Annotated in this window: 22 protein-coding genes; 10 read left to right on the forward strand and 12 right to left on the reverse strand. The window is 73.8% G+C overall.

The features are described from left to right. Positions 1 to 43: 43 nt before the first annotated feature. Together ACLE50_RS01010 and ACLE50_RS01015 are read right to left on the reverse strand one after the other, a co-directional pair. Positions 44 to 322, reverse strand: coding sequence for a hypothetical protein (locus tag ACLE50_RS01010; RefSeq protein WP_410941417.1), 279 nt, complete (start codon positions 320 to 322; stop codon positions 44 to 46). Positions 323 to 442: 120 nt separating this feature from the next. Further along, positions 443 to 1,276, reverse strand: coding sequence for an NmrA family NAD(P)-binding protein (locus tag ACLE50_RS01015; RefSeq protein ID WP_410941418.1), 834 nt, complete (start codon positions 1,274 to 1,276; stop codon positions 443 to 445). Between the two features lie 133 nt (positions 1,277 to 1,409). On the opposite strand from ACLE50_RS01015, the gene ACLE50_RS01020 reads away from it, so the two are divergent. From ACLE50_RS01020 to ACLE50_RS01035, 4 genes are all read left to right on the forward strand, one after another. Then, positions 1,410 to 2,390 carry an AraC family transcriptional regulator gene (locus tag ACLE50_RS01020; protein WP_410941419.1) on the forward strand — a complete coding sequence of 327 codons (981 nt, stop codon included), beginning with the start codon at positions 1,410 to 1,412 and terminating at the stop codon, positions 2,388 to 2,390. Between the two features lie 404 nt (positions 2,391 to 2,794). Next, complete coding sequence (locus tag ACLE50_RS01025) at positions 2,795 to 3,316, forward strand: maleylpyruvate isomerase N-terminal domain-containing protein (RefSeq protein WP_410941420.1); 522 nt, start codon at positions 2,795 to 2,797, stop codon at positions 3,314 to 3,316. A 70-nt stretch (positions 3,317 to 3,386) separates the two neighbouring features. Next, positions 3,387 to 4,127: an SDR family oxidoreductase gene (locus ACLE50_RS01030; protein ID WP_410941421.1), complete on the forward strand. Its 741-nt coding sequence runs from the start codon at positions 3,387 to 3,389 to the stop codon at positions 4,125 to 4,127. An 82-nt stretch (positions 4,128 to 4,209) separates the two neighbouring features. Next, positions 4,210 to 4,674 (forward strand): bifunctional nuclease family protein, encoded by a 465-nt coding sequence (locus tag ACLE50_RS01035; RefSeq protein WP_410941422.1) that lies wholly within the window; start codon positions 4,210 to 4,212, stop codon positions 4,672 to 4,674. A gap of 12 nt (positions 4,675 to 4,686) precedes the next feature. Here ACLE50_RS01035 and ACLE50_RS01040 read toward each other — a convergent pair whose 3' ends face one another. The 4 genes from ACLE50_RS01040 to ACLE50_RS01055 all read right to left on the reverse strand — a co-directional run bounded on the left by ACLE50_RS01040 (position 4,687) and on the right by ACLE50_RS01055 (position 10,792). Then, the gene (locus ACLE50_RS01040; protein ID WP_410941423.1) at positions 4,687 to 6,564 is read right to left on the reverse strand and encodes an ABC transporter ATP-binding protein; all 1,878 of its coding nucleotides are present in this window, start codon (positions 6,562 to 6,564) and stop codon (positions 4,687 to 4,689) included. Positions 6,565 to 6,630: 66 nt separating this feature from the next. Next, positions 6,631 to 7,878, reverse strand: coding sequence for a multidrug effflux MFS transporter (locus tag ACLE50_RS01045; RefSeq protein ID WP_410941424.1), 1,248 nt, complete (start codon positions 7,876 to 7,878; stop codon positions 6,631 to 6,633). A 131-nt stretch (positions 7,879 to 8,009) separates the two neighbouring features. Then, positions 8,010 to 10,094, reverse strand: a complete 2,085-nt coding sequence (locus tag ACLE50_RS01050) for an acyl-CoA dehydrogenase family protein (protein ID WP_410941425.1) — start codon at positions 10,092 to 10,094, stop codon at positions 8,010 to 8,012. Further along, positions 10,091 to 10,792: a TetR family transcriptional regulator gene (locus tag ACLE50_RS01055; RefSeq protein ID WP_410941426.1), complete on the reverse strand. Its 702-nt coding sequence runs from the start codon at positions 10,790 to 10,792 to the stop codon at positions 10,091 to 10,093. The genes ACLE50_RS01050 and ACLE50_RS01055 overlap by 4 nt, the downstream gene beginning before the upstream one ends. A gap of 164 nt (positions 10,793 to 10,956) precedes the next feature. On the opposite strand from ACLE50_RS01055, the gene ACLE50_RS01060 reads away from it, so the two are divergent. From ACLE50_RS01060 to ACLE50_RS01075, 4 genes are all read left to right on the forward strand, one after another. Next, positions 10,957 to 12,264, forward strand: coding sequence for an acetyl-CoA C-acetyltransferase (locus ACLE50_RS01060; RefSeq protein ID WP_410941427.1), 1,308 nt, complete (start codon positions 10,957 to 10,959; stop codon positions 12,262 to 12,264). Continuing rightward, a complete protein-coding gene (locus ACLE50_RS01065; RefSeq protein ID WP_410941428.1) occupies positions 12,261 to 13,622 on the forward strand; it encodes a 3-oxoacyl-ACP reductase in 1,362 nt (453 codons plus the stop codon). The genes ACLE50_RS01060 and ACLE50_RS01065 overlap by 4 nt, the downstream gene beginning before the upstream one ends. A gap of 1 nt (position 13,623) precedes the next feature. After that, positions 13,624 to 14,499 (forward strand): MaoC/PaaZ C-terminal domain-containing protein, encoded by an 876-nt coding sequence (locus ACLE50_RS01070; protein ID WP_410941429.1) that lies wholly within the window; start codon positions 13,624 to 13,626, stop codon positions 14,497 to 14,499. Positions 14,500 to 14,889: 390 nt separating this feature from the next. Beyond that, positions 14,890 to 16,050: a pyridoxal phosphate-dependent aminotransferase gene (locus tag ACLE50_RS01075; protein ID WP_410941430.1), complete on the forward strand. Its 1,161-nt coding sequence runs from the start codon at positions 14,890 to 14,892 to the stop codon at positions 16,048 to 16,050. Between the two features lie 63 nt (positions 16,051 to 16,113). On the opposite strand, the gene ACLE50_RS01080 is transcribed toward ACLE50_RS01075, so the two are convergent. Next, positions 16,114 to 16,842 carry a VC0807 family protein gene (locus tag ACLE50_RS01080; RefSeq protein WP_410941431.1) on the reverse strand — a complete coding sequence of 243 codons (729 nt, stop codon included), beginning with the start codon at positions 16,840 to 16,842 and terminating at the stop codon, positions 16,114 to 16,116. Positions 16,843 to 17,015: 173 nt separating this feature from the next. On the opposite strand from ACLE50_RS01080, the gene ACLE50_RS01085 reads away from it, so the two are divergent. Both ACLE50_RS01085 and ACLE50_RS01090 read left to right on the forward strand, forming a co-directional pair. Then, on the forward strand, positions 17,016 to 18,575 hold the full coding sequence (locus tag ACLE50_RS01085; protein WP_410941432.1) for an adenylate/guanylate cyclase domain-containing protein: 1,560 nt from the start codon (positions 17,016 to 17,018) through the stop codon (positions 18,573 to 18,575). Positions 18,576 to 18,609: 34 nt separating this feature from the next. Continuing rightward, entirely contained in the window at positions 18,610 to 20,226 is a 1,617-nt protein-coding gene (locus tag ACLE50_RS01090; protein ID WP_410941433.1) for an acyl-CoA synthetase, read from the forward strand. 10 nt (positions 20,227 to 20,236) lie between these two features. Here ACLE50_RS01090 and ACLE50_RS01095 read toward each other — a convergent pair whose 3' ends face one another. From ACLE50_RS01095 to ACLE50_RS01115, 5 genes are read right to left on the reverse strand one after another with little or no spacing between them, the layout of a single operon-like run. Continuing rightward, entirely contained in the window at positions 20,237 to 20,929 is a 693-nt protein-coding gene (locus tag ACLE50_RS01095) for an SIMPL domain-containing protein (protein WP_410941434.1), read from the reverse strand. Next, the gene (locus ACLE50_RS01100; RefSeq protein ID WP_410941435.1) at positions 20,926 to 22,926 is read right to left on the reverse strand and encodes a prolyl oligopeptidase family serine peptidase; all 2,001 of its coding nucleotides are present in this window, start codon (positions 22,924 to 22,926) and stop codon (positions 20,926 to 20,928) included. Before ACLE50_RS01100 ends, ACLE50_RS01095 begins: the two co-directional genes overlap by 4 nt. A 47-nt stretch (positions 22,927 to 22,973) precedes the next feature. After that, on the reverse strand, positions 22,974 to 23,732 hold the full coding sequence (locus tag ACLE50_RS01105; RefSeq protein ID WP_410941436.1) for a LamB/YcsF family protein: 759 nt from the start codon (positions 23,730 to 23,732) through the stop codon (positions 22,974 to 22,976). Then, the gene (locus ACLE50_RS01110; protein ID WP_410941437.1) at positions 23,729 to 24,469 is read right to left on the reverse strand and encodes an rRNA methyltransferase; all 741 of its coding nucleotides are present in this window, start codon (positions 24,467 to 24,469) and stop codon (positions 23,729 to 23,731) included. The genes ACLE50_RS01105 and ACLE50_RS01110 overlap by 4 nt, the downstream gene beginning before the upstream one ends. Positions 24,470 to 24,516: 47 nt before the next feature. Continuing rightward, positions 24,517 to 24,720 (reverse strand): hypothetical protein, encoded by a 204-nt coding sequence (locus ACLE50_RS01115; protein ID WP_410941438.1) that lies wholly within the window; start codon positions 24,718 to 24,720, stop codon positions 24,517 to 24,519.

Consider the following 24,720-nt stretch of genomic DNA (forward strand, 5'->3'; position numbering starts at 1 on the left):
TGTGTGCACACCTGTGGACAACTCGCCCCGCCCTGGGGACGGATCACCGGCGACGGGTGCGCCGCACCGTCGGCCGGTCCATCCCGTCGCCGGTCATCTCCCGGGCGATCCGCACGACGTGCGTGCGGACGTCCGGGGGCAGGTCGGCGACGCGCAGGGCCAGCTGTTCGAGCACCGAGGCCAGGCCGAACGCCATCTCGGGGGTCGACAGTCCGGCGTAGTGCGCCTGGACGGCCTCGTGGCGCAGCCGGGCCGCCGCGGCGAGCACGGTCTCGCGGTCGGTGCGCAGTGCCACCAGCCGGCGTCGTTCGTGGGTGTTCATGGTCCCCCGGGGTCGCGGGCGTGCAGGTTTCGCCCGGGGGAGCGGGCGCGGTGACGATGGTGCCGTGCCCGCTCCGTCCGGGGCCAGCGAAGTCCCCGAGATGTCGCACACACGTTCGATCTACAGGGGCAGTTCCGCCGCCCACTGCTCGACGGTGAGCGCCTCGCCGGTGCGCGGGCCGTGCGCCCGCACCCGGCCCTCGTTGAACGCGCGGTTCATCGCCACGTGCAGTCGCGCCGAGTCCGCCGGCATCCCCGCTCGCTGCAGCACGTTCTCCATCTCCTCGTCCGGCAGCCGGACGTAGCCCAGTTCGGGCAGTCCGAGCCGGGCCCCGAGCGCCGTGACGACCTCGGGCACCGTCCGGTCCGCCGCTCCCTGCGTCTCGACCACCGCCGGTGCGTCCGGGGTGAGCAGCGCGGTCGCGGCGGCCCGGCCGACGTCGCGGGTCGCGACCATCGGCAGCGCGACGCCCGGGTCGATCGAGTCCGCGTGCATCCCGTGCTCGCACATGATCTGCAGCGACCACAGGAACGACTCGAGGAACATCCCCGGCCGCAGCCGGGTGACCTGCGCGTCCAGTGTCGCGAGACGTTCCTCCTGCTCGTGCAGGCTCCCGAGGTAGCCGGTCGTGGCCAGGTCCGGCCCGCCCGGGACCTCCGCGCCGAGCGAGCTCAGCGCGACCACCCGCGGCACGCCGGTCGCGCGCAGCGCCTCGGTGATCGAGCTTCCGAGCCGGGCCTGGTGGCAGGCGTAGCCGGGCGCGGTGACGTCCATCGGCAGCAGGACGAACGCGGCGTCGGCGCCGTCGAGCGCCCGCCGCAGGAAGTCCGGATCGGCGATGTCGCCGCGGAACCCGGACCGGCGCGAGACGGCTCGCACGTCCTCGCCCGCGTCCGCCAGCTCCGTCACGACCTGCGAACCCACGTTCCCGGTGGCGCCCAGAACGGTGATCATCACGTGCTCCCCTCGTCGGTGTGCATCCAGAGTCGGCTCCGAGTTCCGGACACAACAGCGTCATGAGTACGGTCTGGTTGCTCATCCGTCCACAGCTGGGGACGAGCTGTGGACGAACTGTCATGCTGTACCGGTGTCCGCAGCACCGCCGTTCCCGATCGCCGACCCGCTCGGCGAGGCGCTGCACGTCCTGCGGATGAGCGGGGTCTTCTACTGCCGCTCCGAGCTGAGTGAGCCGTGGGGGATGACGCTGCCCGCGACGCCGGGCTGCCTGTGGTTCCACGTCGTCACCTCCGGCGGCGGCCGGCTCGACGGGCCCGGCGGTGACGACGAGCCGCTCCGGCCCGGCGAGCTCGTCGTCGTCCCGCACGGCAGCGGGCACGTGCTGCGCAGTGGACCCGGCGTGCTCACCCCGGACATCCGGTCGATCCCGCATCCGATGCTCGACGGCCGCTACGCGCTGCTCCGGCACGGCGGGGACGGTCCGGTGACCCGGATGGTCTGCGGCGCAGTCCGGTTCTCCCACCCGGCGGCCCGCGACCTCGTCGACCGGCTCCCGCCGCTGATCCGGGTGGAGCCGTCGCCGCTGGCCGATCGGGTGCAGGACACGCTGCGGCTGCTCGCCGCGGAGGTCGAGGGTGGCGGCCCGGGCAGCGACGCGGTGATCACCCGGCTCGCGGACGTGCTGGTCATCCAGGCCGTCCGCACCCGGCTGGAGCGCGACGCGACCGCCCGCACCGGCTGGCTCGGTGCGCTCGCCGACGACCGGATCGGCCGGGCGCTGGCCGCGGTGCACCGCGAGCCGGAGCGGGACTGGACGGTCGCGTCCCTCGCGGCGGTGGCGGCGATGTCCCGCTCGGCGTTCGCGGCGCGGTTCACCGAGCTCGTCGGCGAGCCGGCGATGGGATACGTGACGCGGTGGCGGATGCAGGCGGCCGTCGACGTCCTGTCGGTGGGTGATGCGACAGTGGCCGAGGCCGCGCGCCGGTTCGGCTACCGCTCCGAGGCCGCGTTCGTCCGGGCCTTCGCACGGGTGGTCGGGGAGTCCCCGGGCCAGGTGCGCAGGCGGGCCGCGACGCGGGGCCCGGCCGGGCTGGACGTGTTCGCGGACTGACCCAGGGGGTCGTACGCATGTTCGATGCGGGCGTGCTACGCTGCAACTACAACAGCGAACAACAGTTCGACATGCACTCGATCGTCTCGTATCGCACAGTATCGTGACGGTCGTAGAGAGTGCTATGCGGAGGCATCGACGGGCGTCGATGCCGTCGTATGCACGTGTCTTGTTGGGTAGCTAGAAAATGGTAGACGGGGCGATCGACGACTCGATGGCGTCGTATGTCGTTCTCTAGTGCTGCCGCGAGAGCGGTCGAGAGAGTGCGAGTATCGGGCTCCGCTCGGGTTCTCTGCTGCCCTCTAGCGGCTCCGGTAGAGAGTCGGATACGGCGGCATCGATGACATACAGCGGTTGTCGGAGTCACTTCCGGGAGTAGCCCCTGACATCCGGAGGACCGACCGATGCTCGACCTGACGCCCGCCTGTGCCGCCCTCGCCGACCGTGTCGAGGCAGTCGGCGACCACGAGCTCGGCCTCCCGACGCCCTGTGCAGGCTGGGCTGTCCGAGACCTGCTCGCCCACCTCGACCTCGTCGCCGGCGGTGACGGTCGCCCGGTCGAGGACCGGACCGATCTCGCCGTCCGGTTGCGCACCGTGCCCGCGGCCTGGGCCGATCCGGCCGCGTGGGAGGGCGCCTCCGGTGACCCCGAGCTGCCGAACGCGACGTGGGGCCGGATCGCGCTGACCGAGGCCGTCGTACACGGCTGGGACCTCGCCGTCGCGCGGGGTGAGGCGTTCGAGCTGCCGGACGAGACGCTCCGGGCCTGTCTGGAGCACGTCGAGGAGTTCGTACCGGCGGCACCGCTGTCCGAACTCTGGGGCCGCGGCCCGCAGCCGGTCGGCGCCGCGGCCGGTGTCCTCGACCGGATCGTCGCGGCAACCGGTCGGCGGCCCGCGGAGCATCTGTGGCCGAGGAGTACGTGAGAGCGCTTCGATCGACGATTTTCCGCGCTGAGGTACCCCTCGGCGCAGTGGCCTTGCGAGGGTGACCCCCATGAACGCAGTGGCGGTGGTGACCGGAGCCGGGACGGGCATCGGGGAGGCGGTGTCGCGCACCCTGCTCGACGCCGGGTGGCGGGTCGCGCTGGCCGGCCGCCGGACCGAGCGGCTGGAGACCGTGGCCGCGGCGTACCCGCAGAACGCGCTCCCGGTCGCCACCGACGTCACCGACGAGACCTCGGTCCGCGCCCTGTTCGACGCCGCGCGCGAGCGCTGGGGCCGGATCGACCTGCTGGTCAACAACGCCGGCACGTTCGGCCCGGCCGGCACCGTCGACGAGATCGCGGTCGCCGACTGGCGCGCCGCCGTCGAGGTCAACCTGACCGGCTCGTTCCTCTGCGCGCAGCAGGCGTTCGCGGCGATGCGTGCCCAGGACCCGCAGGGCGGCCGGATCATCAACAACGGCTCGATCTCCGCGCACGTCCCGCGGCCGGGCAGCGCCGCGTACACCGCGACCAAGCACGCGATCACCGGGCTGACCAAGTCGCTCTCGCTCGACGGCCGCCCGTTCGGCATCGCCTGCGGCCAGATCGACATCGGCAACGCGGCCACCGACATGACCGCCGGCATCGCGACCGGGGCGAAGCAGGCCGACGGCACGGTCGCGCCGGAGCCGACCTTCGACGTCGCGCACGTCGCCGAGGCGATCCGCTACATGGCCGAGCTGCCGCTGGACGCCAACGTCCAGTTCCTCACCATCGCCGCGACGACGATGCCGTGGCTGGCCCGCGGCTGAGGCCGCAGGCGGAGCGGCCACCCACGGGAGACCGTCTCGTAGTGAGACGCCCGGGACCCCACGGAGCCGGGAGACTGCGGGGATGACCAGCGCGATGCACGTCCTGCGGCTGTTCGTGCACGCCCGGTCCCGCCAGCCCGTCCTGCTGCTGGGCGAGGACGGCGGAGACCGGTGCGTCCCGGTCTTCCTGCGCCCGCCCCAGGCCGAGGTCATCGCGGCCGGTCCGCGCGGCGAGGAGAGCGTCCCGATCCCGCTCGACGTGCTGTTCCCGGTCGTCGAGGCGCTCGGCCGCACGCTGCGCTCGGTGGAGATCACCGACCTCGTCGACGGCGTCTACACCGCCGAGCTGGTGTTCGACGACGACACCCGGCTCTCGGTCCTGCCCTCGGACGCGCTCGCGCTGGCCGTGCGGGAGCAGCTGCCGATCGCCATGGCCGACCACGTCCTGGAGGAGGCGGGCCAGCCCGACCCGGGCGAGCCCGCCGACAAGCAGGTCCGGGAGTTCCGCGAGTTCATCGACGAGGTCACCCCGGACGACTTCCGCTGAGGCACCCGCAGCTCAGGCGGCGGTGCAGGCGTACTGCTCCGGGCCGAACTGGGTCCGGTACAGCTCGGCGTAGCGCCCGTCGCGGGCCAGCAGCGCCGCGTGCGTGCCGCGCTCGGCGATCCGGCCGTGCTCGAGCACCAGGATCTCGTCGGCGCCGCGGACCGTGGACAGCCGGTGCGCGATCACGATCGCGGTCCGGCCGTCGAGGGCCTCTGCCAGCGCCGCCTGCACCGCCGCCTCCGACGTCGAGTCCAGGCTGGCCGTGGCCTCGTCGAGCACCACGACCCGCGGCCGGGCCAGCAGCACCCGCGCGATCGTCATCCGCTGCCGCTCCCCGCCGGAGAGCCGGTACCCGCGCTCACCGACGACCGTGCCGAGCCCGTCGGGCAGCGAGGCGACCAGCTCGTCGAGCCGGGCCCGGCGCAGCGCGTCCCACAGGTCGTCGTCGGTGGCGTCCGGGGCGCCGATCCGCAGGTTCGCGGCGATCGTGTCGTGCAGCAGGTGACCGTCCTGGGTCACGAACCCGACGGTCCGGTGCACCGACGCCGTCGTCAGCTCCCGCACGTCGGTCCCGCCGATCCGGACGGCGCCGGAGCCTGCGTCGTAGAGCCGGGCGACGAGCTGGGCGACCGTCGACTTCCCGGCGCCCGACGACCCGACCAGCGCCACCATCCGGCCGGCCGGGACGGTGAACGAGACGTCGTGCAGCACCTGCTCGCCGCCGCGGGTGTCCAGCGTCGCGACCTCCTCCAGCGAGGCCAGCGACACCTGCTCGGCGGTCGGGTAGGCGAACGAGACGTGGTCGAACGCGACCCCGACCGGGCCGTCCGGGACGGGGCGGGCGCCCGGCGCGTCGTCGATCATCGGCTTCAGGTCGAGCACCTCGAAGACGCGCTCGAAGCTGACCAGCACCGTCATGATCTCCATGCGGGCCCCGGCCAGCGCCGTCAGCGGCTGGTAGAGCCGGGTCAGCAGCATCGCCAGCGCGACGACGTCGCCGGAGCTCAGCGAGCCCGCCAGCGCGAACCCGCCGCCGATGCCGTAGACCAGCGCGACGGCCAGCGACGACGCCAGCGTCAGCGCCGTCACGAACACCCACTGCAGCATCGCCGACCGGACGCCGATCGTGCGGACCCGGTCGGCCCGCTCGGCGAACTCCGCGGACTCCTGTTCCGGGCGCCCGAACAGCTTCACCAGGGTGGCGCCGGGTGCGGAGAACCGCTCGGTCATCCGGGTGCTCATCGCCGCGTTCTGGTCGGCGGCCTCCCGCTCCAGCGACGCCAGCCTGCGGCCCATCAGTCGCGCCGGGATCAGGAACAGCGGCAGCAGCACCGCGACGAACACGGTGACCTGCCAGGACGTCGCGAGCATGACGCCGAGCGTCAGCGCCAGGACCACGACGTTGGACACGACCCCGGCGAGGGTGTCGGAGAACGCGCGCTGCGCGCCGAGCACGTCGGAGTTCAGCCGGGACACCAGCGCCCCGGTGCGGGTACGGGTGAAGAACGCGACCGGCAGCCGCTGGACGTGGTCGAACACCGTCGTCCGCAGCTGGTGGATCAGGCCCTCGCCGAGGTTCGCCGAGAGCCACCGGGTGACCAGCGACAGCCCGGCCTCGGCGAGCGCCGCGACCGCGATCAGCGTGGCGACGCCGACCAGGATCGGGAGCGGGCGGGCCGCGGTGATCGCGTCGACGGCCCGCCCGGCGAGCAGCGGGGTGACCACGGTGAGCACCGCGGCCGCCGTACTGCTCGCCAGGAACCACGCCATCCGCCGCCGGTGCGGCCGGGCCAGGCGCAGGATCCGCCGGGTCGTCTCCCCGGCCGGGCGGTGCTGCGTGCCCGGCTCGGAGCTCGCGTTGCGCATGGCCATGTAGATGCTCGCGTCCATGACCAGGACGCTAAGAGCTGAAGTTCACTTCAGGTCAAGCGAATCCGCGGATCGGATCCGCGCAGCTCAGGCCGTCGCGGCCTCGAAGTCCTCGTCGGCGGCGTCGTTGACGTCGGGCAGCGTCCACGGCCGCACGACCACGAACAGCGCGATCGCGGACAGCGTGATCGCCCCGAACATCGACAGCCCCATGGCGAGCGCGTCGTTGCCCAGCAGGCCGACGATCGGGGAGGTGGCCGCCCCGATGCCGAACTGCAGGCAGCCCAGCAGCGCCGACGCCGTACCGGCCGTCTCGCCGTGCCGGGCCAGCGCGAGCGCAGGCGCGTTCGGCAGGACGAACCCGGCGCACAGCAGCAGCGGCCAGACCCCGGCGAGCACACCGGGCAGCCCGCCGACCCCGAGGGCGGTGAGCACCGCGAGCAGCGCACCGAACACGACGCCCGCGGAGACCGCGACCGTCATGACCTGCCGCGGCTCGAAGCGGCGCAGCAGGACCGGGTTCAGCTGGGTGCCGACGACCAGCCAGATCGCGCCGGCGCCGAACAGCAGGCCGAACGTCTGCTGGTCCAGCCCGAACTGCTGCTGGTAGACGTACGCGGCGCCGGAGACGTAGCTGAACAGCGCGCCCATCGCCAGGCCCGCGACGAGCACCAGCCCGACGAAGGTCCGGTCGCGCAGCAGGTGGCCGTAGGTGCGCAGGGTGGCACCGAACCGCAGCGGGCGGCGCCGCGACGGCGGCAGCGTCTCCGGCAGCCCGGTCGTGACCACGGCGAGCATCACCAGGCCGTAGACGGCGAGCACGAGGAACACCCCGCGCCACGACGTCCAGGTCAGCAGCGCCCCGCCGAGTGTCGGCGCGAGCACCGGGGCCGCGCCCATGACCAGGATCAGCCGGGACAGCATGGTCGCGGCGGCGCGCCCGGTGAACAGGTCACGCACCACGGCCAGGCCGACGACGGCCCCGGCCGAGGCACCGACGCCCTGCAGCACCCGCAGCACGCCCAGCATCTCGATCGACGGCGTGACCCAGACCAGCGCGGACGCGACCACGTGCAGCCCGGCGCCGAGCAGCAGCGGCACGCGCCGCCCCAGCGCGTCGGACAGCGGCCCGATCAGGATCTGGCCGAGCGCGAGCCCGGCCAGCGTCCCGGTCAGCGTGAGCTGCACGGTCGTCCCGGACGCGGCCAGATCGCGTCCGACGTCCGGCAGCGCGGGCAGGTACGTGTCGATGGTCAGTGGCCCGAGCGCGATGAGCGCGCCCAGGATCAGTGCGAGCCGAACCTTGCTCGGTGCGGCCGTGCCGGTAGTGGACACCGGTCTCCCCTCCGTGTCGGGCACGGCGTCGGAACGGATGACGTGCCCGAGTCGGTCCAACCTCATCCGTTCCGACTTCGATTCCCTCCCGCAATCATCGGTCGGGTGACCGCGGTCACTCCGGGCCGGGGTCAGCCGGTCGTGACCTCCTCCAGCACCCCGGCCGCGGGCGCGCCCGGCGCCGGGGCCCAGGCGTCGTCGTCGAGCATGGGGCAGGCCAGCCAGGTGTCGGGGATGCCGAAGCCGTCGACGAGGGTGCCCGCGTACGGGCGCAGCTCGGCGCACAGGCCGTTGACCAGCGGTCGGATCGAGCGGGACTCGGCGGCGGTGAGCCGGCCGGTCTCCAGGTACCAGGCGCGCTCGCGGTCGATCGTCGACAGCACGTGCAGGTCGTAGACCTTCTCCAGCAGCTCCCGCACGCCCGGGTCGGTGACCGTCTCAAGCTTCGCCGCGAACGACTCCTCGACCAGGCAGTCGACGTGCGCGCGGGCGGCGACGAGCAGCAGGTCCTGCGAGGCGTTGAACACGGCGAACTCGTCGTTGCCCGAGCGCATGGCGGGGGCGAGCCTGCGGATCGCGGTGGCCAGCGTGTCGGCGCGGCGCAGCGCCAGCAGCTCCCGGCGACGACGGCGGTCGGTCAGGTCCAGGCGCAGCCCCGGCAGCCGCCGGCCCAGCGAGGACAGCCCGGTGTGCTCGGCGACGACCCCGGCGAGCTGACGCCCGACCAGCGGCGCGATCTTCAGCGGGTTGCCCTGCTTGATCGTCCGGCCGTAGTCGGACAACAGCTCCTTGGCCAGCAGCTGCAGCAGCACCGTGTTGTCGCCCTCGAACGTGGTGAACACGTCGGTGTCGGCCTTGAGCGCGGGCAGCAGGTTCTCCTCCAGGTAGCCCGCGCCGCCGCAGGCCTCCCGGCAGGTCTGGATGGTGGCCGTGGCGTGCCAGGTGGCGATCGCCTTGATCCCGGCCGCGGACTGCTCGAGCGTCCGCTGCTCGCGCGCACCCACCGGGCCCGAGCCCGGGGCCTGGATGTCGTGCATCCGGGCGACCAGGTCGTCCTGGGTGAAGTGCAGGGCGTAGGTCGTGGCCAGCGCGGGCAGCAGCTTGCGCTGGTGGGCGAGGTAGTCGAGCACGGCGATCTCCTCGCCGGTCGCCGGGTTCGCGAACTGGCGGCGGCGCTCGCCGAACCGGATCGCCAGCGCGAGCGCCTTCTCCGCCGCGGCACCCGCGCCACCGGCGACCGAGATCCGGCCCCGGACGAGTGTGCCGAGCATGGTGAAGAACCTCGCCGTCTCGTTGTCGATCGACGACGAGTACGTCCCGTCCTCGGCGACGTCGGCGAACCGGTTGAGCAGGTCCTCGCGCGGGATCCGCACACCGGAGAAGGTGAGCCGCCCGTTGTCGACGCCGTTGAGCCCGGCCTTGCGGCCGTCGTCGCCGATGGTGACGCCGGGCGCCGGGTTGCCGTCGGCGTCGCGGATCGGGACGAGGAAGGCGTGCACACCGTGCGAAGCGCAGGCGGAGCGCGCATCGGCACCGTGCGAAGCGCAGGCGGAGCGCGCATCGGCGCTGTGGCCAACTCCGCCCGTCACGAGCTGGGCGAACACCACGGCCATCCGGCCGTCGCGGGCGGCGTTGCCGATGTACTCCTTGCGCGCCGCCGGGTACGGGGTGTCGATCACGAACTCGGCGGTGGCCGGGTCGTACACCGCGGTGGTGTGCAGGTGCTGCACGTCCGAGCCGTGCCCGGACTCGGTCATCGCGAAGCAGCCGAGCAGCTCGCCGTCGATGATCCTGCGCAGGTAGCGCTCGTGGTGCCGCTCGGTGCCGAGCACCTGCACCGCGCCGCCGAACAGGCCCCACTGCACACCGGCCTTGACCAGCAGCGACAGGTCGCCGTAGGCGAGCATCGCGAACGCGGTGACCACGCCGCCGACGTCGCCCTGCCCGCCGACGGCCGGGTCGAACCCGGAATGCGCGCGGCCGGTGGCGGTCAGCAGCTTCAGCGCGTCGGTGACGTGCGCGCGGTAGGCCTCGGAGCTGAAGTCGGGGTCGGCGCGCATGCCGGGCTGGCCGGCGAGCTGTGCGCGCGTCTCCTCGCGGACGGTCGCCCAGCGGCCGTCGACCACCGCCCGGAGAGCGGAAGTGTCGACCACCGCCCGGAGGGCGGAAGTGTCGACAGCAGTGGGGTCGACGGCGGTGGTGTCGGGAGCGGTCATGGCTGAACCTCCTGCACGTGCGGTGCCAGGCCGGACAGGCCGGACCAGGCGAGGTCGGTGAGGCGTGCGGTGAGCTGTGCGCGATCGGTGCCGTCCGGGCGGGCGAGCCAGTCGTCGGCCGCGCCGCGGACCAGTCCGACGACGCCGTGCCCCCAGATCCGCGCGGACGCGGCGCGCTCCTCGGGGCCCGCACCCGGGTTCAGGTGCGCGCCGATCACGGCGGCGACCTCGTCGCCGATCACCGTGACCAGGTCGTTCACCGGATCGGGTGTTCCGTCGTCGGGGGTCGCGGTGCGCCCGCGCCGGGCCGGGGCCTGGGTGAGCAGCGGGCGGTGCACGACGAAGCGGTAGAGCTCGGGGTCGATCTCGATCAGCCGGACGTAGGCGTCGATCCCGGCGGCGACGGCCGCACGCGGCCCGAGCGCGGGGTCGTCCAGCGCGGCCGTGGTGGCGGTGCGGATCTCGTGCAGCAGCACGCCGGCGACGGACTCGCAGACCGCGGTGTAGAGGCCCGTCCGGTCGCCGAAGTGCCGGTAGACCACGGTCTTGCTGGTCCCGGCGTCGGCGGCGATCTCGTCCATCCCGAGCCCTGCGCCGTGCCGGCGGATGGCACCGATCGCGGCCGCCACGAGCTGCGCCCGCCGCTGCTCACGGTGCTCGTCCCACCGGCTGTCCCGCCGGTCTCGTCCCGCCTTCACGAAACTCAGAGTACCGTGTACCTTGAGTATCGGCTACCCGGTGGTAACCGGTGACGAGTACGGCGAGACCGGCCCAGGATCCGCCCGCGGCCCCGTTTCCGCAGGGGACGAGCCCGATCGGGTGGTGGACGGGCCCCACTGAGCCCACTGAGAAGGGACATCCCATGCCAGCCAGCACCCGGCGCGCCGCCGTCATCGGTGGTAACCGGATCCCGTTCGCGCGGGCCAACGGCGCCTACTCGGGCGCCTCGAACCTCGACATGCTCACCGCGACCCTCGACGGCCTCGTGGCCCGCTTCGGGCTCGCCGGTGAGCGGCTCGGCGAGGTCGTCGCGGGGGCGGTGCTCAAGCACTCCCGCGACTTCAACCTGACCCGTGAGGCCGTTCTCGGCTCGCGGCTCAGCCCGGCCACGGCCGCGTACGACATCCAGCAGGCCTGCGGCACCGGCCTGGAGGCGACGATCGCCGTCGCCAACAAGATCGCGCTCGGCCAGGTCGAGGCGGGCGTGGCGGGCGGCGTGGACACCGCGTCCGACGCGCCGCTGGCCCTGAACGACGACCTGCGCCGGATCCTGGTGCGCGCCAACGCCGCCCGCAGCGCCGTCGAGCGCATCCGGTTGCTCGGCGACCTGCGCCCGGGCCAGATCGTGCCGGAGATCCCGCAGAACTCCGAGCCGCGCACGGGACTCTCGATGGGCGAGCACGCGGCGCGCACCGCGCTGGAGTGGGGCATCGGCCGCACCGAGCAGGACGAGCTGACCGCGCGCAGCCACCGCAACCTCGCCGCCGCCTACGACCGCGGCTTCTTCGACGACCTGGTCACGCCGTACCTGAAGCTGACCCGCGACGACAACCTGCGCCCCGACTCGTCGGTGTCCAAGCTCGCGAAGCTCAAGCCGGTCTTCGGCAAGGACAGCCCGGACGCGACGATGACCGCGGGCAACTCGACCCCGCTCACCGACGGCGCCGCGCTGGTGCTGCTCGGCTCCGACGAGTGGGCCGCCGAGCACCGGCTGCCGGTGCTCGCCCATGTCGTCGATGCCGAGACCAGCGGTGTGGACTACGTGCACGGAGGCGACGGGCTGCTCACCGCGCCGGTGTTCGCCGTGCCGCGGCTGCTCGAGCGCAACGGGCTCACCCTGCAGGACTTCGACCTGTACGAGATCCACGAGGCGTTCGCGTCGGTCGTGCTGGTGCAGCGCAAGGCCTGGGAGGACGCGCAGTTCTGCAAGGAACGGCTCGGCCTCGACGCCCCGCTGGGACCGATCGACGACGCCAAGCTCAACGTCACCGGCTCCTCGCTGGCCGCGGGGCACCCGTTCGCCGCGACCGGTGGCCGGATCGTCGCCACCCTGGCCAAGCTGCTGCGGGAGAAGGCCGACACCGAGAAGAAGGACCAGCGCGGGCTGATCTCGATCTGCGCCGCGGGTGGCCAGGGCGTCACCGCGATCCTGGAGGCGAAGAAGTCGTGAGTACGGACCTGCTGGCATCCCTGTCGCACAACCCGCTCGTCAAGCAGCTGGGGCTGCCCGAGGTGCCGTCGCTGCGCCGCCACCGGCCCGGCGACCCGCTGCTCGGCGGACCCGTGCTGGTCGCGGCCGTCGGTGAGGGTCGCTTCGCGACCGCGGTCACCGCGTTCGTCGAGGAGCAGGAGCAGACCGCGCACACCGAGGTGGGCGAGGACAAGCTCTACGCCGCCGTCGTCGACCTGACCGGGGCGACGACGCTGGCCGACCTCGCCGCCGCCCAGGAGATCCTCACCCCCGCGGTGAAGAAGCTCGGGCCGTCCGGGCGGCTGCTGCTCATCGGCGCCGAGCCCGCGCAGGCCGCGGAGGTCTCGGCCGAGGCGGCCGCCGTCGCGCAGTCCCTCGACGGGCTGGTCCGCTCGATCGGCAAGGAGCTGCGCTTCGGCGCGACGGCGAACCTGCTGGTCGCCGCGGCCGACGTCACCCCGGCGGCGATCGACTCGTCGGTGCGGTTCCTGCTCTCGGCCCGCTCCGCCTACGTCGACGGCCAGGTCGTGCACGTCGGGGCTCCGGTCGGCACGCCGGCCGACCCGCCGGAGGTCGACGCCCCGGACGCCGAGGAGCGCCCGCTCGACGGCCGCGTCGCCGTCGTCACCGGGGCTGCGCGCGGCATCGGGGCCGCCATCGCCGACACCCTCGCCCGCGACGGCGCGACGATCGTCGCCGTCGACGTCCCGGCGGCCGGGCAGGGCCTGGCCGACACCGCCAACCGCACCGGCGGCACCGCGCTGCAGCTCGACATCACCGCCGACGACGCGGCCGACCGGCTGCTCGCGCACCTGGTCGAGCGGCACGGCGGCGTCGACCTCGTGGTGCACAACGCCGGCATCACCCGCGACAAGCTGCTCGCGAACATGACCCCGGACCGCTGGAACTCCGTGCTCGCGGTGAACCTCGGCGCCCAGCTCACGATCAACGAGGCGCTGCTGGCCGAGGGCTCCCCGCTGCGCGACGGCGGCCGCGTGGTCTGTGTGTCGTCGCAGTCGGGCATCGCGGGCAACCGCGGCCAGACCAACTACGCCGCGTCCAAGGCCGGCGTGATCGGGATGGTGCATGCGCTGGCCCCGCGGTTCGCCGAGCGCGGCGCGACGATCAACGCCGTCGCGCCAGGGTTCATCGAGACCGAGATGACCGCGAAGATGCCCCTCGCCACGCGGGAGGGCGGCCGCCGGGTCAACTCGCTCAAGCAGGGCGGGCTGCCGGTCGACGTCGCCGAGGCCATCGGCTGGTTCGGGCGCGCCGAGTCCGGCGGGCTCAACGGCCAGGTCGTGCGGGTCTGCGGCCAGTCCATGCTGGGGGCCTGACGTGGCCGTGAACGAGCTGACCGGGCCGCCGTCGCTGGGCCCGCTCTACGCCTCCGCCGCAGCAGGCGCGGTGTGGCCGGGCCGGGCACGGGCCCTGCCCGACACCGAGATCGTCCGGCGCGGGGTGACCGTCGACCCCGCCCACCTGGCCGACTACGCTCGGGTCTGCGGCTTCCGCGTCACCGACGCACTGCCGCTGACCTACCCGCACGTGCTGACGTTCCCGCTGCAGGTCGTGCTGATGGCCGACCGGTCGTTCCCGCTGCCGCTGCCCGGGATGGTGCACCTGGCCAACCGGATCACCGCGCACCGGCCGATCTCGCCGTCGGAGACGCTCGACGTGCACGTGCGCGCCGACCGGTTCACCGCGAACGCCAAGGGTGCGCAGGTGGACCTGATCGGCGTCGTCGAGTCGGACGGGGAGGTCGTCTGGGAGGGCCGCTCGACCTACCTCTCGCGCGGCGCACCCGCCCCCGTGGTGAAGTCCACCGAGGACTACGACGAGGACATCCTCGCCCCCGAGGCGCCGTCCGGGACCCCGAACGCGATCTGGCGGGTGCCCGGTGACCAGGGCAGGCGCTACGCCGGGGTCAGCGGCGACGTGAACCCGATCCACCTGCACCCGTGGACGGCGAAGGCGATGGGGTTCCCCCGTGCCGTCGCGCACGGCATGTGGACCGCGGCGCACGCGCTGGCCGCGCTGGAGGGCCGGGTACCCGACGCCGCGACCTACGACGTGGTGTTCCGCAAGCCCGTCCTGCTCCCGGCCACCGTCGGGCTGGTGACCGCCCGCGACGGGAACGACGCGTGGCGGTTCGCCGTCCGCGGCGTCAAGGACCCGGAAAAGCTGCACCTGATCGGCCGCGTGCAGGGATAGAACGGACCTCGCCCCCGGCCGGACGGGCCGCCTCCCGCCCGGCCGGGTGGTTCTTGATCGGTCCACGGACCGGAAAAGGAACCGCAGCACGATGACGCGCGTCACCTGAGCGTCCACCATTCGTCATCTGCTGCACGCGAGGAGGTCAGTCATGAACGCCACCGACACCATCACCCGGTCCGCGGACTCGTCCGCGGACACCGACACCCGGGACGACGAGGAGACACACATCGTCCGCGGGCTCGACTGAACACCGGGCACGGCACACGTCCCGGGGCCGTGGGATCCGTCGGCCGCCGGTGACGCACGGGCTGCGCGCGGGCCTCGACCAGGCCTGCGCCCGCCCCGCGCCCGCTGCTCCACGGGGGCCGACTGGCTAGGGTCGCGAGCATGCTGGTCGAGCGCATGCGCCCCTTCACCTCGACGATCTTCACCGAGATCTCGCGGCTCGCCGCCGAGACCGGGGCGATCAACCTCGGGCAGGGCTTCCCGGACACCGACGGCCCCGCCTCGCTGCTCGTCGACGCGGCCGCGAACATCACCGAGTACGGCCGCAACCAGTACCCGCCCGGCCCGGGCGTCCCCGCGCTGCGCGAGGCCGTCGCCGAGCACCAGCGCCGGTTCCACGGCCTGACCGTCGACCCGGCCGACGTCGTGATCACCACCGGCGCCACCGAGGCGATCTCCGCGACGCTGCTGGGGCTCTGCGGCCCCGGCGACGAGGTCGTCACCTTCGAGCCGACCTACGACTCCTACGCCGCGGCCACCGCACTGGCCGGCGCCACCCTGCGCACGGTGCCGCTGCGCGCGCCGGACTTCACCTTCGACGACGACGAGCTCGCCGCCGCCTTCTCCGGCCGCACGAAGGTCGTGCTGGTCAACACCCCGCACAACCCGACCGGTGCGGTGTTCACCCGCGAGCAGCTGCTGCGCATCGGCGAGCTCGCCGTCGCCCACGACGCGGTGATCGTGACCGACGAGGTCTACGAGCACATGACCTTCGACGGCGCCGAGCACGTCCCGATGGCGAGCCTGCCCGGCCTCGCCGACCGCACGCTCACGATCTCCTCGGCAGGCAAGACGTTCTCGGTGACCGGCTGGAAGGTCGGCTGGGTGCACGGCCCGCCGCACCTGGTCGAGGCTCCGCGGGCGGTCAAGCAGTTCCTCACCTTCCACGGCGGTGCGCCACTGCAGCCGGCCGTCGCGAACGCGCTCGCGCTGCCCGACTCGTTCTACGAGACCGTCACCGCGGACCTGACCCGCAAGCGCGACCTGCTGTCGGCGGGGCTGCGCGCGGCCGGGTTCGACGTGCTCACCCCGCGCGGCACCTACTTCGTGGTGGCCGACCCGCGCCCGCTCGGCCACGACGACGGCGTCGAGCTGGCCTGGAAGCTGCCCGAGCTGTGCGGGGTGGCGGCGGTCCCGGTGTCGGTGTTCTGCAGCTCCGAGTCCGGCGCCGCGGCGACCCGGCCGCTGGTGCGCTTCGCGTTCTGCAAGCGCGACGACGTGCTGCGCGAGGCCACCGAGCGGCTGGCGGGCCTGCGGGCATGAGCGGGGCGGAGTCGTGCAACGGGACCTGGAGACGCTGAAGGCCCTGGTCGAGGACCGGCCGGGTCACCGCGCCGCGCGGACCGTCCGCTTCATGGCGACCACCAGCAGCAGCGACAGCCCCATCCAGACGACCACGGACTGCGCGCTCAGCAGCGGCATCGCGACCGCCACCGGCAGCGTGTAGGCCAGCGTGATCCGCAGCGCGGTCTCGGCGGCCATCACCAGCGCGCCGATCACGGTGGCCCGGCGGACCACCCGGCGGAAAGCGGGGTTGGTCTCCCACTGGTGAACCATCCGCGCCGGGATCTCCGGGTCCCGGGCGCCGGCGAACAGCCGCATCACGTGGAACAGCAGCGGGCGCCGCCCGATCACCAGCGACCCGGCGAGCAGCACGCCGAACACGATGCTCTGCAGCGCGTCGCGGGCGACGGCGAACCGCGGGTCCCCGGAGATCAGCGACGTCGCCAGCCCGATCCCGATCGTGACCAGCACGAACGCGCCGATCCCGTTCAGCTTCCGGGACCGGACCGCCTGCCAGGCGACGTTCAGGGCCGGCGGGATCGCGGAGAACGCCAGCGCGGCGACGTCGGAGACGCCGTGCGCGGACAGCGTGGCGTAGACGGCGTAGGGCAGGGCCGCGTCGATCAGCAGCGACGGGCCGGCGCTCCGCAGGAACGTGCGGAACGCGGTACCCCGCCCCGGCGCCCCCGTGGTGCGCGGTGCGGGCGCGTCGGTGGCGGCGGCGGTGTCGTCGGCGGTGTCGCTGCTCTGCGGTGTCGCTACGGCCTGCATCGCGGGTCCCCTCCCGGCGGTCCGGACGCGGTGCCCGGAGCTGTCCCCAGAGTCGCGCCCGGACGGGGCCGGGGAATCAACCTGCGGGTCCAGCCCGGGTGGAACCTCGGCTCACCCGGTTCTCTCCCGTGTCCCGGCGGCACCATCACCCTTCCGGCCTAGTATCGATGGTCATGACGGCGGAGCGGGCGACGAAGCGGCGCCGGGCGGTCATCGGCTGGCCGGTCCGGCTGCTGCTCGCCGCCCTGGTCGTCGGCGCGAACGTCGTCGGTGCCGCGGTCGTGCTCGTCGTCGCCGGGTTCGTCCTGCCCCGCGAGCAGCTGCCCGACCCGGCCGGGATCCGGCTGATGAACCTGTACTGGGTGTGCGGGTACCTGCTCGTCGTCGTCCCGCTCGGGATCCTGTTCGGACGGCGCCGGTTCATGGTGCGCCGTCGCGCGTCGAACCCCGAGGCCGTCGAACGACGCCTGGTGCTGCGCGGCCCCATGCGGATCACCCAGATCGTCGCCGTGCTGTGGGCGCTGGCGGTCGTCCTGTTCACCCTGCTCGACCTGCGGTGGTCCGGCCGGCTGGCGTTCTCCGTCGGCGCGTCGACCGTGATCGGCGGGATCACGACGTGCGCGATGACCTACCTGCTGGTCGAGCGGATCCTGCGCCGCGCCGCGGCCCGCGTGCTGTCCGGGGAGCCGCCGCACCGCCGCAGGCTCGTCACCGGGGTGATGGTCCGCTCGCTGGGGTTCTGGGCGCTGGGCACCGCGGTGCCGGTCGCCGGGATCATGCTTGCCGGTCTCGTCGCGCTGATCTTCCGGGACAGCTCGCCGACGCAGCTCGCGGTGACGATGCTGGCGCTCGGCGGCGTCGCGATCGCCACCGGGCTGCTGGCCACCGGCGGTGCGGCCCGCGCCATCGCCGACCCGGTGCTCGCCGTGCGCCGGGCGCTGGCCCGGGTGCAGGACGGCGACTTCGACGTCCGCGTCCCGGTCTACGACAACACCGAGCTCGGGCAGCTCCAGGCCGGGGTGAACGGCATGGTCGAGGGGCTGCAGGAACGCGAGCGGATCCGGGACCTGTTCGGCCGCCACGTCGGCCGCGACGTCGCCGAGGCCGCCGCGGCCCGCACCGGTGACATCCGGCTCGGCGGCGAGGTACGCCGGGTCGCGGTGCTGTTCGTCGACCTCTCCGGCTCGACGTCGATGGCGGTCCGGCGCCCCGCCGAGGAGGTCGTCGCGGTGCTCAACCGGTTCTTCGGCGTCGTCGTCGAGTGCGTCGAGCAGGCCGGCGGCTGGATCAACAAGTTCGAGGGCGACGCGGCGCTGGCCGTGTTCGGCGCCCCCACCGACCTCGACGACGCCCCCGGCGCCGCGCTGGCCGCCGCCCGCACCCTGGGCCGCCGGCTCGCCGCGGAGATGCCGGAGATCGAGGCCGGGATCGGCGTCTCGGCCGGCGACGCCGTCGCCGGCAACGTCGGCGACCCGCGCCGCTACGAGTACACGGTGATCGGTGACCCGGTGAACGAGGCCGCCCGGCTCACCGAGCTGGCCAAGACCGTGCCCGGCGGGGTCGTCGCGGCCCGCCGCGCCGTCGACGCCGCGGGGGCCGAGGCCGGTCACTGGCGCGACGACCGGACCGTCCCGCTGCGCGGGCGCGACGAGCCGACCGGTACCTGCGTCCCGGCCGGCGACGGCAGCGGCGACGAGCACGAGCAGGAACAGTCACCGCTGACCGCCCCGTGACGTCCACCGCCCGGTTCGGGCAGTATCGGCGGCCATGAGCAGCGTCGCTTCGTCCTTCAGCGCCCCGACCGCGGAGAAGATCACCCGCGCCCGTCGTCACGCGCTCGGGGACCTGTTGCACCGCACGGCGATCCGCTACCCGGGCAAGCTCGCGATCGTCGACGGCGACACCCGCTGGACCTTCGCCGAGCTCGACGCCTCGGTGAACCGATGCGCCGCCGCGCTCACCGAGCAGGGCCTCGGGAAGGGCGACCGGCTGGCGCTGCTCTCGCACAACTGCCACCAGTTCGCGGTGGTGGTGTTCGCGACGGCGCGGCTCGGCGTCGTCCTCGTCCCGATCAACTTCATGCTCGGTGCGGAGGAGGTCGCCTACATCCTCGACCACTCCCGGGCGACGGCGTTCGTCGTCGAGGACGCGCTGGCCGGGACCGCGGAGAAGGCGCTGGAGCACGCGTCGCACCGGGCGCCGGTGCGCGCCCGGATCGGGCTCGGCGGCGGCGAGGCCACCGGGGACTGGGCGGACCTGGACTCCTGGATCGGCGGTGACGGCGACCCGGGGCAGCCGGACGTCGACGTCGCCGACGACGACCCGATCCGGCTCATGTACACCTCGGGCACCGAGTCACGCCCCAAGGGCGTCATGCTGCCGAGCCGCTCACTGATCACCCAGTACGTGTCCTGCATCGTCGACGGCGGGATGGAGCACGACGACGTCGACCTGCACTCGCTGCCGATGTACCACTGCGCGCAGCTGGACTGCTTCCTCTGCATCGACGTCTACCTGGGCGCGACCAGCATCGTCCTGCCCTCGCCGGACCCGGCGCGGCTGCTGGAGACGATCGAGCGGGAGAAGGTCACCAAGCTGTTCTGCCCGCCGACGGTGTGGATCTCGCTGCTGCGCCACCCCGACCTCGGCACCCGCGACCTGTCCAGCCTGCGCAAGGGCTACTACGGCGCCGCGGCCATGCCCGTCGAGGTACTGCACGAGCTGTCCCGGCGGCTGCCGGACGTGCGGCTCTGGAACTTCTACGGCCAGACCGAGACCTCCCCGCTGGCCACGCTGCTCCCGCCGGACGAGCAGCTCGCGCACGCCGGCTCCGCGGGGCGGGCGTCGCTGAACGTCGAGACCCGTGTCGTCGACGAGAACGACGAGCAGCTCCCGCCCGGCGAGGTCGGCGAGATCGTGCACCGCGGCCCGCACATCACGCTCGGCTACTACCTCGACGAGGACAAGACCGCCGAGACGTTCCGCAACGGCTGGTTCCACTCCGGCGACCTGGGTGTGCTGGACGCCGATGGCTACCTCTCGGTCGTCGACCGCAAGAAGGACATGATCAAGACCGGCGGGGAGAACGTCGCCTCCCGCGAGGTCGAGGAGGCGCTCTACCTGCTCGACGGCGTCGCGGAGGTCGCGGTCTTCGGTGTCAGCCACCCGCACTGGATCGAGGCGGTGACCGCGGTCGTCGTACCGAAGCAGGGCGGGACGCTCACCGAGGAGCAGGTGCACGCGCACGCCCGCGAGCGCCTGGCCGGTTACAAGCGGCCCAAGTACGTGGTCTTCGCCGACGCCCTGCCGAAGAACCCCTCGGGCAAGATCCTCAAGCGGGAGCTGCGGACCGAGCACGCCGGCCTCGCCGCCCGGGACGCGTGAGGCCGCCCGGTCAGGGCCCGGGCACCACGAACTCGGCCTCCACCTCGGCGTGGACCGTGATGTCGTCCGGGGTGAGCAGCGGGCCGAGACCCTCGGGTTCGGCCGGCGCGGCCATCGCCCGCGCCGCGACGGCCCGGGTGCCGGGGCGCCCGAGCAGGCCGGTGTCGGCGACCGAGCGGGGTGCCACCGGGCCCAGGCCGAGCGCGTCGGCGTAGTCCTGGGCGCGTTGCACGGCCTCGCGCAGTGCGTCCTGCCGGGCGGCCCGCTCGGCCTCGCGGCGGTGCTCACGCGACAGGTCCCAGCCGATGCCCTGGACCTGGGCGTGCGGGCCCAGCCCGGAGATCCAGGTACCGAGCCGGGTGACGTCGTCGAACTCGACCGACACCGACACCGACGCGTGGAACACCGGCGGCTGCGGGCGTCCCTCGTGCCGGGGCTGCTCGACCCGGCTGCGGACCTGCTCGACTACGTAGTGGCGCACCGGGCCGTCGTCCGGGTCGTGCAGCGCCCGGACCCCGTCGACCAGTGCGGCGCAGGCGGTCTGCACCTCGGCGCGCACCGGGTCCGGCTCCGGGCCCTGCGCGGCGACGAGTACCTGCGCGGTGCCGCGCTCGGCGGGCAGCTCCTGCTCGTGCCTGCCGCGCACCCGGATCACCACCGGCTCGCCGGGGGTCGCCGCACTGCTCACGTCGGCACCGGTCACGCCAGCTTCTCCCACAGGAACGAGTACGCCAGCGCCGCCATCCGCGCGGCCTGCGCGTTGTCCGCGGCGCCGCCGTGCCCGCCCTCGATGTTCTCGTAGTAGGTGACGTCGTGCCCGGCCTGCTCCAGCGCTGCGGCCATCTTGCGGGCGTGCCCGGGGTGCACCCGGTCGTCGCGGGTGGAGGTCAGCAGGATGACCGGCGGGTAGCCGGCCTCCGGGTCGATCAGGTGGTACGGCGAGAACGTCCGGATGAACTCCCAGTCGTCGGTGTCGGGGTCGCCGTACTCGGCCGTCCAGGACGCCCCGGCGAGCAGGTGGGAGTAGCGCTTCATGTCCAGCAGCGGCACCTGGATCACGACGGCGCCGAACAGCTTCGGGTAGCGGACCAGCATGTTCCCGGTGAGCAGGCCGCCGTTGCTGCCGCCCTGCACCCCCAGGTGCGGCGGCGAGGTGATCCCCCGGTCGATCAGGTCGCGGGCGACGGCGGCCATGTCCTCGTAGGCGCGCGGCCGGTTCTCCCGCAGCGCGGCCCGGTGCCAGCGCGGCCCGTACTCACCGCCGCCGCGGATGTTGGCCACCACGTGGACCCCGCCGCGGGCCAGCCAGGAACGCCCGATCGACCCGGAGTAGCCGGGGGTCAGCGCGATCTCGAAGCCGCCGTAGCCGTAGAGCAGGGTCGGGGCGGTGCCGTCGAAGGGCAGGTCCTTCGGCCGGACCAGGAAGTACGGGACGCGGGTGCCGTCGTCGCTGGTGGCGAAGTGCTGCTCGATGACGTCGGCGGAGGAGTCGAAGAAGCCGGGCGAGCGCTTGAGCACCTCCGGCTGGGAGCCGATCGTGGCGATCGCCAGGGTCGACGGCGTCAGGTAGTCGGTGACGGTGAGCCACACGTCGTCGCAGGTGTCGGTGTCGACGGCGCCGACCCCGATGCTGCCGAACTCCGGCGCCCCGGTGAACGGCGACCGGTCCCAGCCCTGCTCACCGGGGGTGAGCACGGTCAGCTCGCCGACGACGTCGCGCAGCACGTTGAGCACGAGGTGGTGCTGTGTCCACGTCCAGCCCTGCAGCGACGCGGACTCGTCCGGCGCGAACAGCACCTCCCAGTCCGGGGAGCCGGCCATCACGTCGTCGAACCGGGCCACGAGCAGCGACCCGGCGGTGAACCCGTCCCAGTCCTCGCGCAGCTCCAGCAGCAGCCAGTCCCGCTCGACGTCGGTGATCGCGGACTCGGGGACCGGCACCCGGTGCAGCCCGGTGCCGTCGAGCAGGTACAGCTCGTCGGAGTAGAAGCCGATCGCGCGGCGGACGAAGTCGCGCTCGTAGCCGGGCGTCGGGTCGTGGAACGCCGAGATCGACAGGTCCTCGTCACGGCCCTCGTAGACGACCTCCGCGGACTCCAGCGGGGTGCCGCGCCGCCAGCGGCGCGCGATCCGCGGGTAGCCCGACGTCGTCATCGAGCCCTCGCCGAGGTCGGTCGCGACGAACACGGTGTCCCGGTCGATCCAGCTCATGCCGCCCTTGGCCTCGGGCCGGAAGAAGCCGCCCTCGACGAAGCTGCGGCTGGGGACGTCGAACTCGCGGGTGACGTCGGCGTCGGCTCCGCCGCGGGACAGGTCGACCAGCGCACGGTCCAGGTCGGGGCGCAGGAAGCGGGCGCCGTGCCAGACCCAGTTCTCGCCCTCGGCCTCGTTGAGCGCGTCGAGGTCGAGCAGGATCTCCCACTCGGGGTTCTCGGTGCGGTAGGACTCCGGGGTGGTGCGCCGCCACAGCCCGCGCGGGTTCCGCTCGTCGGTCCAGTAGTTGTAGTACCAGCCGCCGCGCTCGGTGACCCACGGGATGCGGGCGTCGGAGTCGAGCACCTCGCGGATCCCGGACTCCAGCTCGCCGAACAGCGCGGGCCCGGTGAGGCGGGCCATGGTGCGGGCGTTGCGCTGCTCCACCCACTCCAGGGCCTCGGTGCCGGTGACGTCCTCGAGCCAGGCGTGGGGATCGGTGCTCATGCCCCGATCATCTATCAGATCGGCCCGACGGTGGGGTGGACACGGGGTCAGGCGAACGGCGCGATCCGGACCCCGGCGCGGGTCAGCTCCTCGTGCACCCTGCGGCCCATCGCGACGGCGCCCGGCGAGTCCCCGTGCAGGCAGGCGGACTCGGCGCGCACCGCCACCTCGGTGCCGTCGACGGCGCGCACGGTGCCGGTCTCCAGCATCCGGACCAGCCGCTGCGCGGCCTCCCCGGCGTCGTCGAGCAGGGCACCGGGCTCGCGGCGCGGCACCAGCGCGCCCTCGGCGGTGTAGCCGCGGTCGACGAAGAACTCCGGCACCGCCCGCAGCCCCGCAGCCTCGGCCGCGGCCAGCAGCTCCGAGCCGGGCAGTCCCAGCACCGGCAGCTCCGGGTCGTAGGCGCGGACGGCCTCGGCGACGGCGCGGGCCTGCGCGGTGTGCGTGCGGGTGGCGTTGTAGAGCGCACCGTGCGGCTTCACGTACCGCACCCGGACCCCGGCGACGCGGCACAGCGCCTCCAGCGCCCCGATCTGGTAGAGCACGTCGTCGGTGAGCGCGGACGGCTCGACGTCGAGGAACCGGCGCCCGAACCCGCGCAGGTCCGGGTACGACACCTGCGCCCCGACGACGACCCCGGCCGTCGCCGCCGCGGCGGTCGTCGTCCGCAGCGTGGACGGGTCCCCGGCGTGGAAGCCGCACGCCACGTTGGCCGAGCTGACCAGGCCGAGCATGGCGCCGTCGTCACCGAGGGTCCACTGGCCGTAGGACTCGCCCAGGTCGGCGTTGAGGTCGATGGAGGTCACGCCGCCATGATCCGGGGCAGGTCGCCCGCGCGCACCAGGACCGCGGCGCGGTGCCCGGCGCGGACCCGTTCCAGCGGCCGGACGCCGTCGGGCAGGGGGACCGAACGGCCCGGCCCGACGGCGACGACCACCGCGTCCGGGGCGAGCACCGCGGCGACGCCGGTGAGGAACGCGGCCTCGGGCCCGGTGCCGGGGTCGCTGCCGGATCCGTCCGCGGCCCAGCCGGTCTGCCGCCCGTGCGGCAGGTCGGCCAGCACGACGTCCGGGGTGTGCTCACCGAGCGCGGCCGCTGTCGCGGCGGGGTCGAGCGCGTCGGCAGGGCTCACCGACCAGGCCGGGCGGCTCGCCGGGCGCAGTGCCCGCACCGCGGCCGCGGCCTCGGCGTAGGACGGCTTGGCGTGCTCCCGCGCGCGGGCGTCGAGCTCGTCGGCGCGGGCGTCGAGCCCGCCCGGGCCGAGCAGCCCGAGGTTGCGCCGGGCCAGGTCCAGCGGGCCCGGGTCGGCGTCGGTCCCGGCCAGCGCGGTGACGCCCGGGCACCGCAGCCCGAGCACCGCCAGCGTCGCGCCCGCGCCGCAGCACGGGTCCCAGACCGTCACCGGCCGGGTTCCCAGCCGCTCGCGGGCCCGGCCGAACAGCTCGACGGTCAGCCGGACCGGCAGCGTCGGGCGGCCGGGCGCGGAGACCAGGGCCGCGTCGAGCGCGGCGTGCCCGGTGGCGGTGGCGTGGCGGTACTGCACGCGTGGAGTGTGCCCGGCGACACTGCACGCGAGGAGTGTGCCCGCGGCTATCGCGTCCGGCGGTGCAGCCACAGCAGCGTCGCGCCGATCAGCAGCACCACGACGACCACCACCGTGGTCAGCCGCGGGCCTGCGGTCCCGGCCAGGTAGCTCAGCGGCAGCCCGGCCAGCGCGACGATCAGCACCCACGCCACGACCCGCCGTGACCTGGTGGACCGCGAGGGCCGGTGCGTGTCCGTGTCCTCGTCCAT

It is taken from the genome of Pseudonocardia phyllosphaerae (assembly GCF_046546475.1).
Classification (GTDB): domain Bacteria; phylum Actinomycetota; class Actinomycetes; order Mycobacteriales; family Pseudonocardiaceae; genus Pseudonocardia; species Pseudonocardia phyllosphaerae.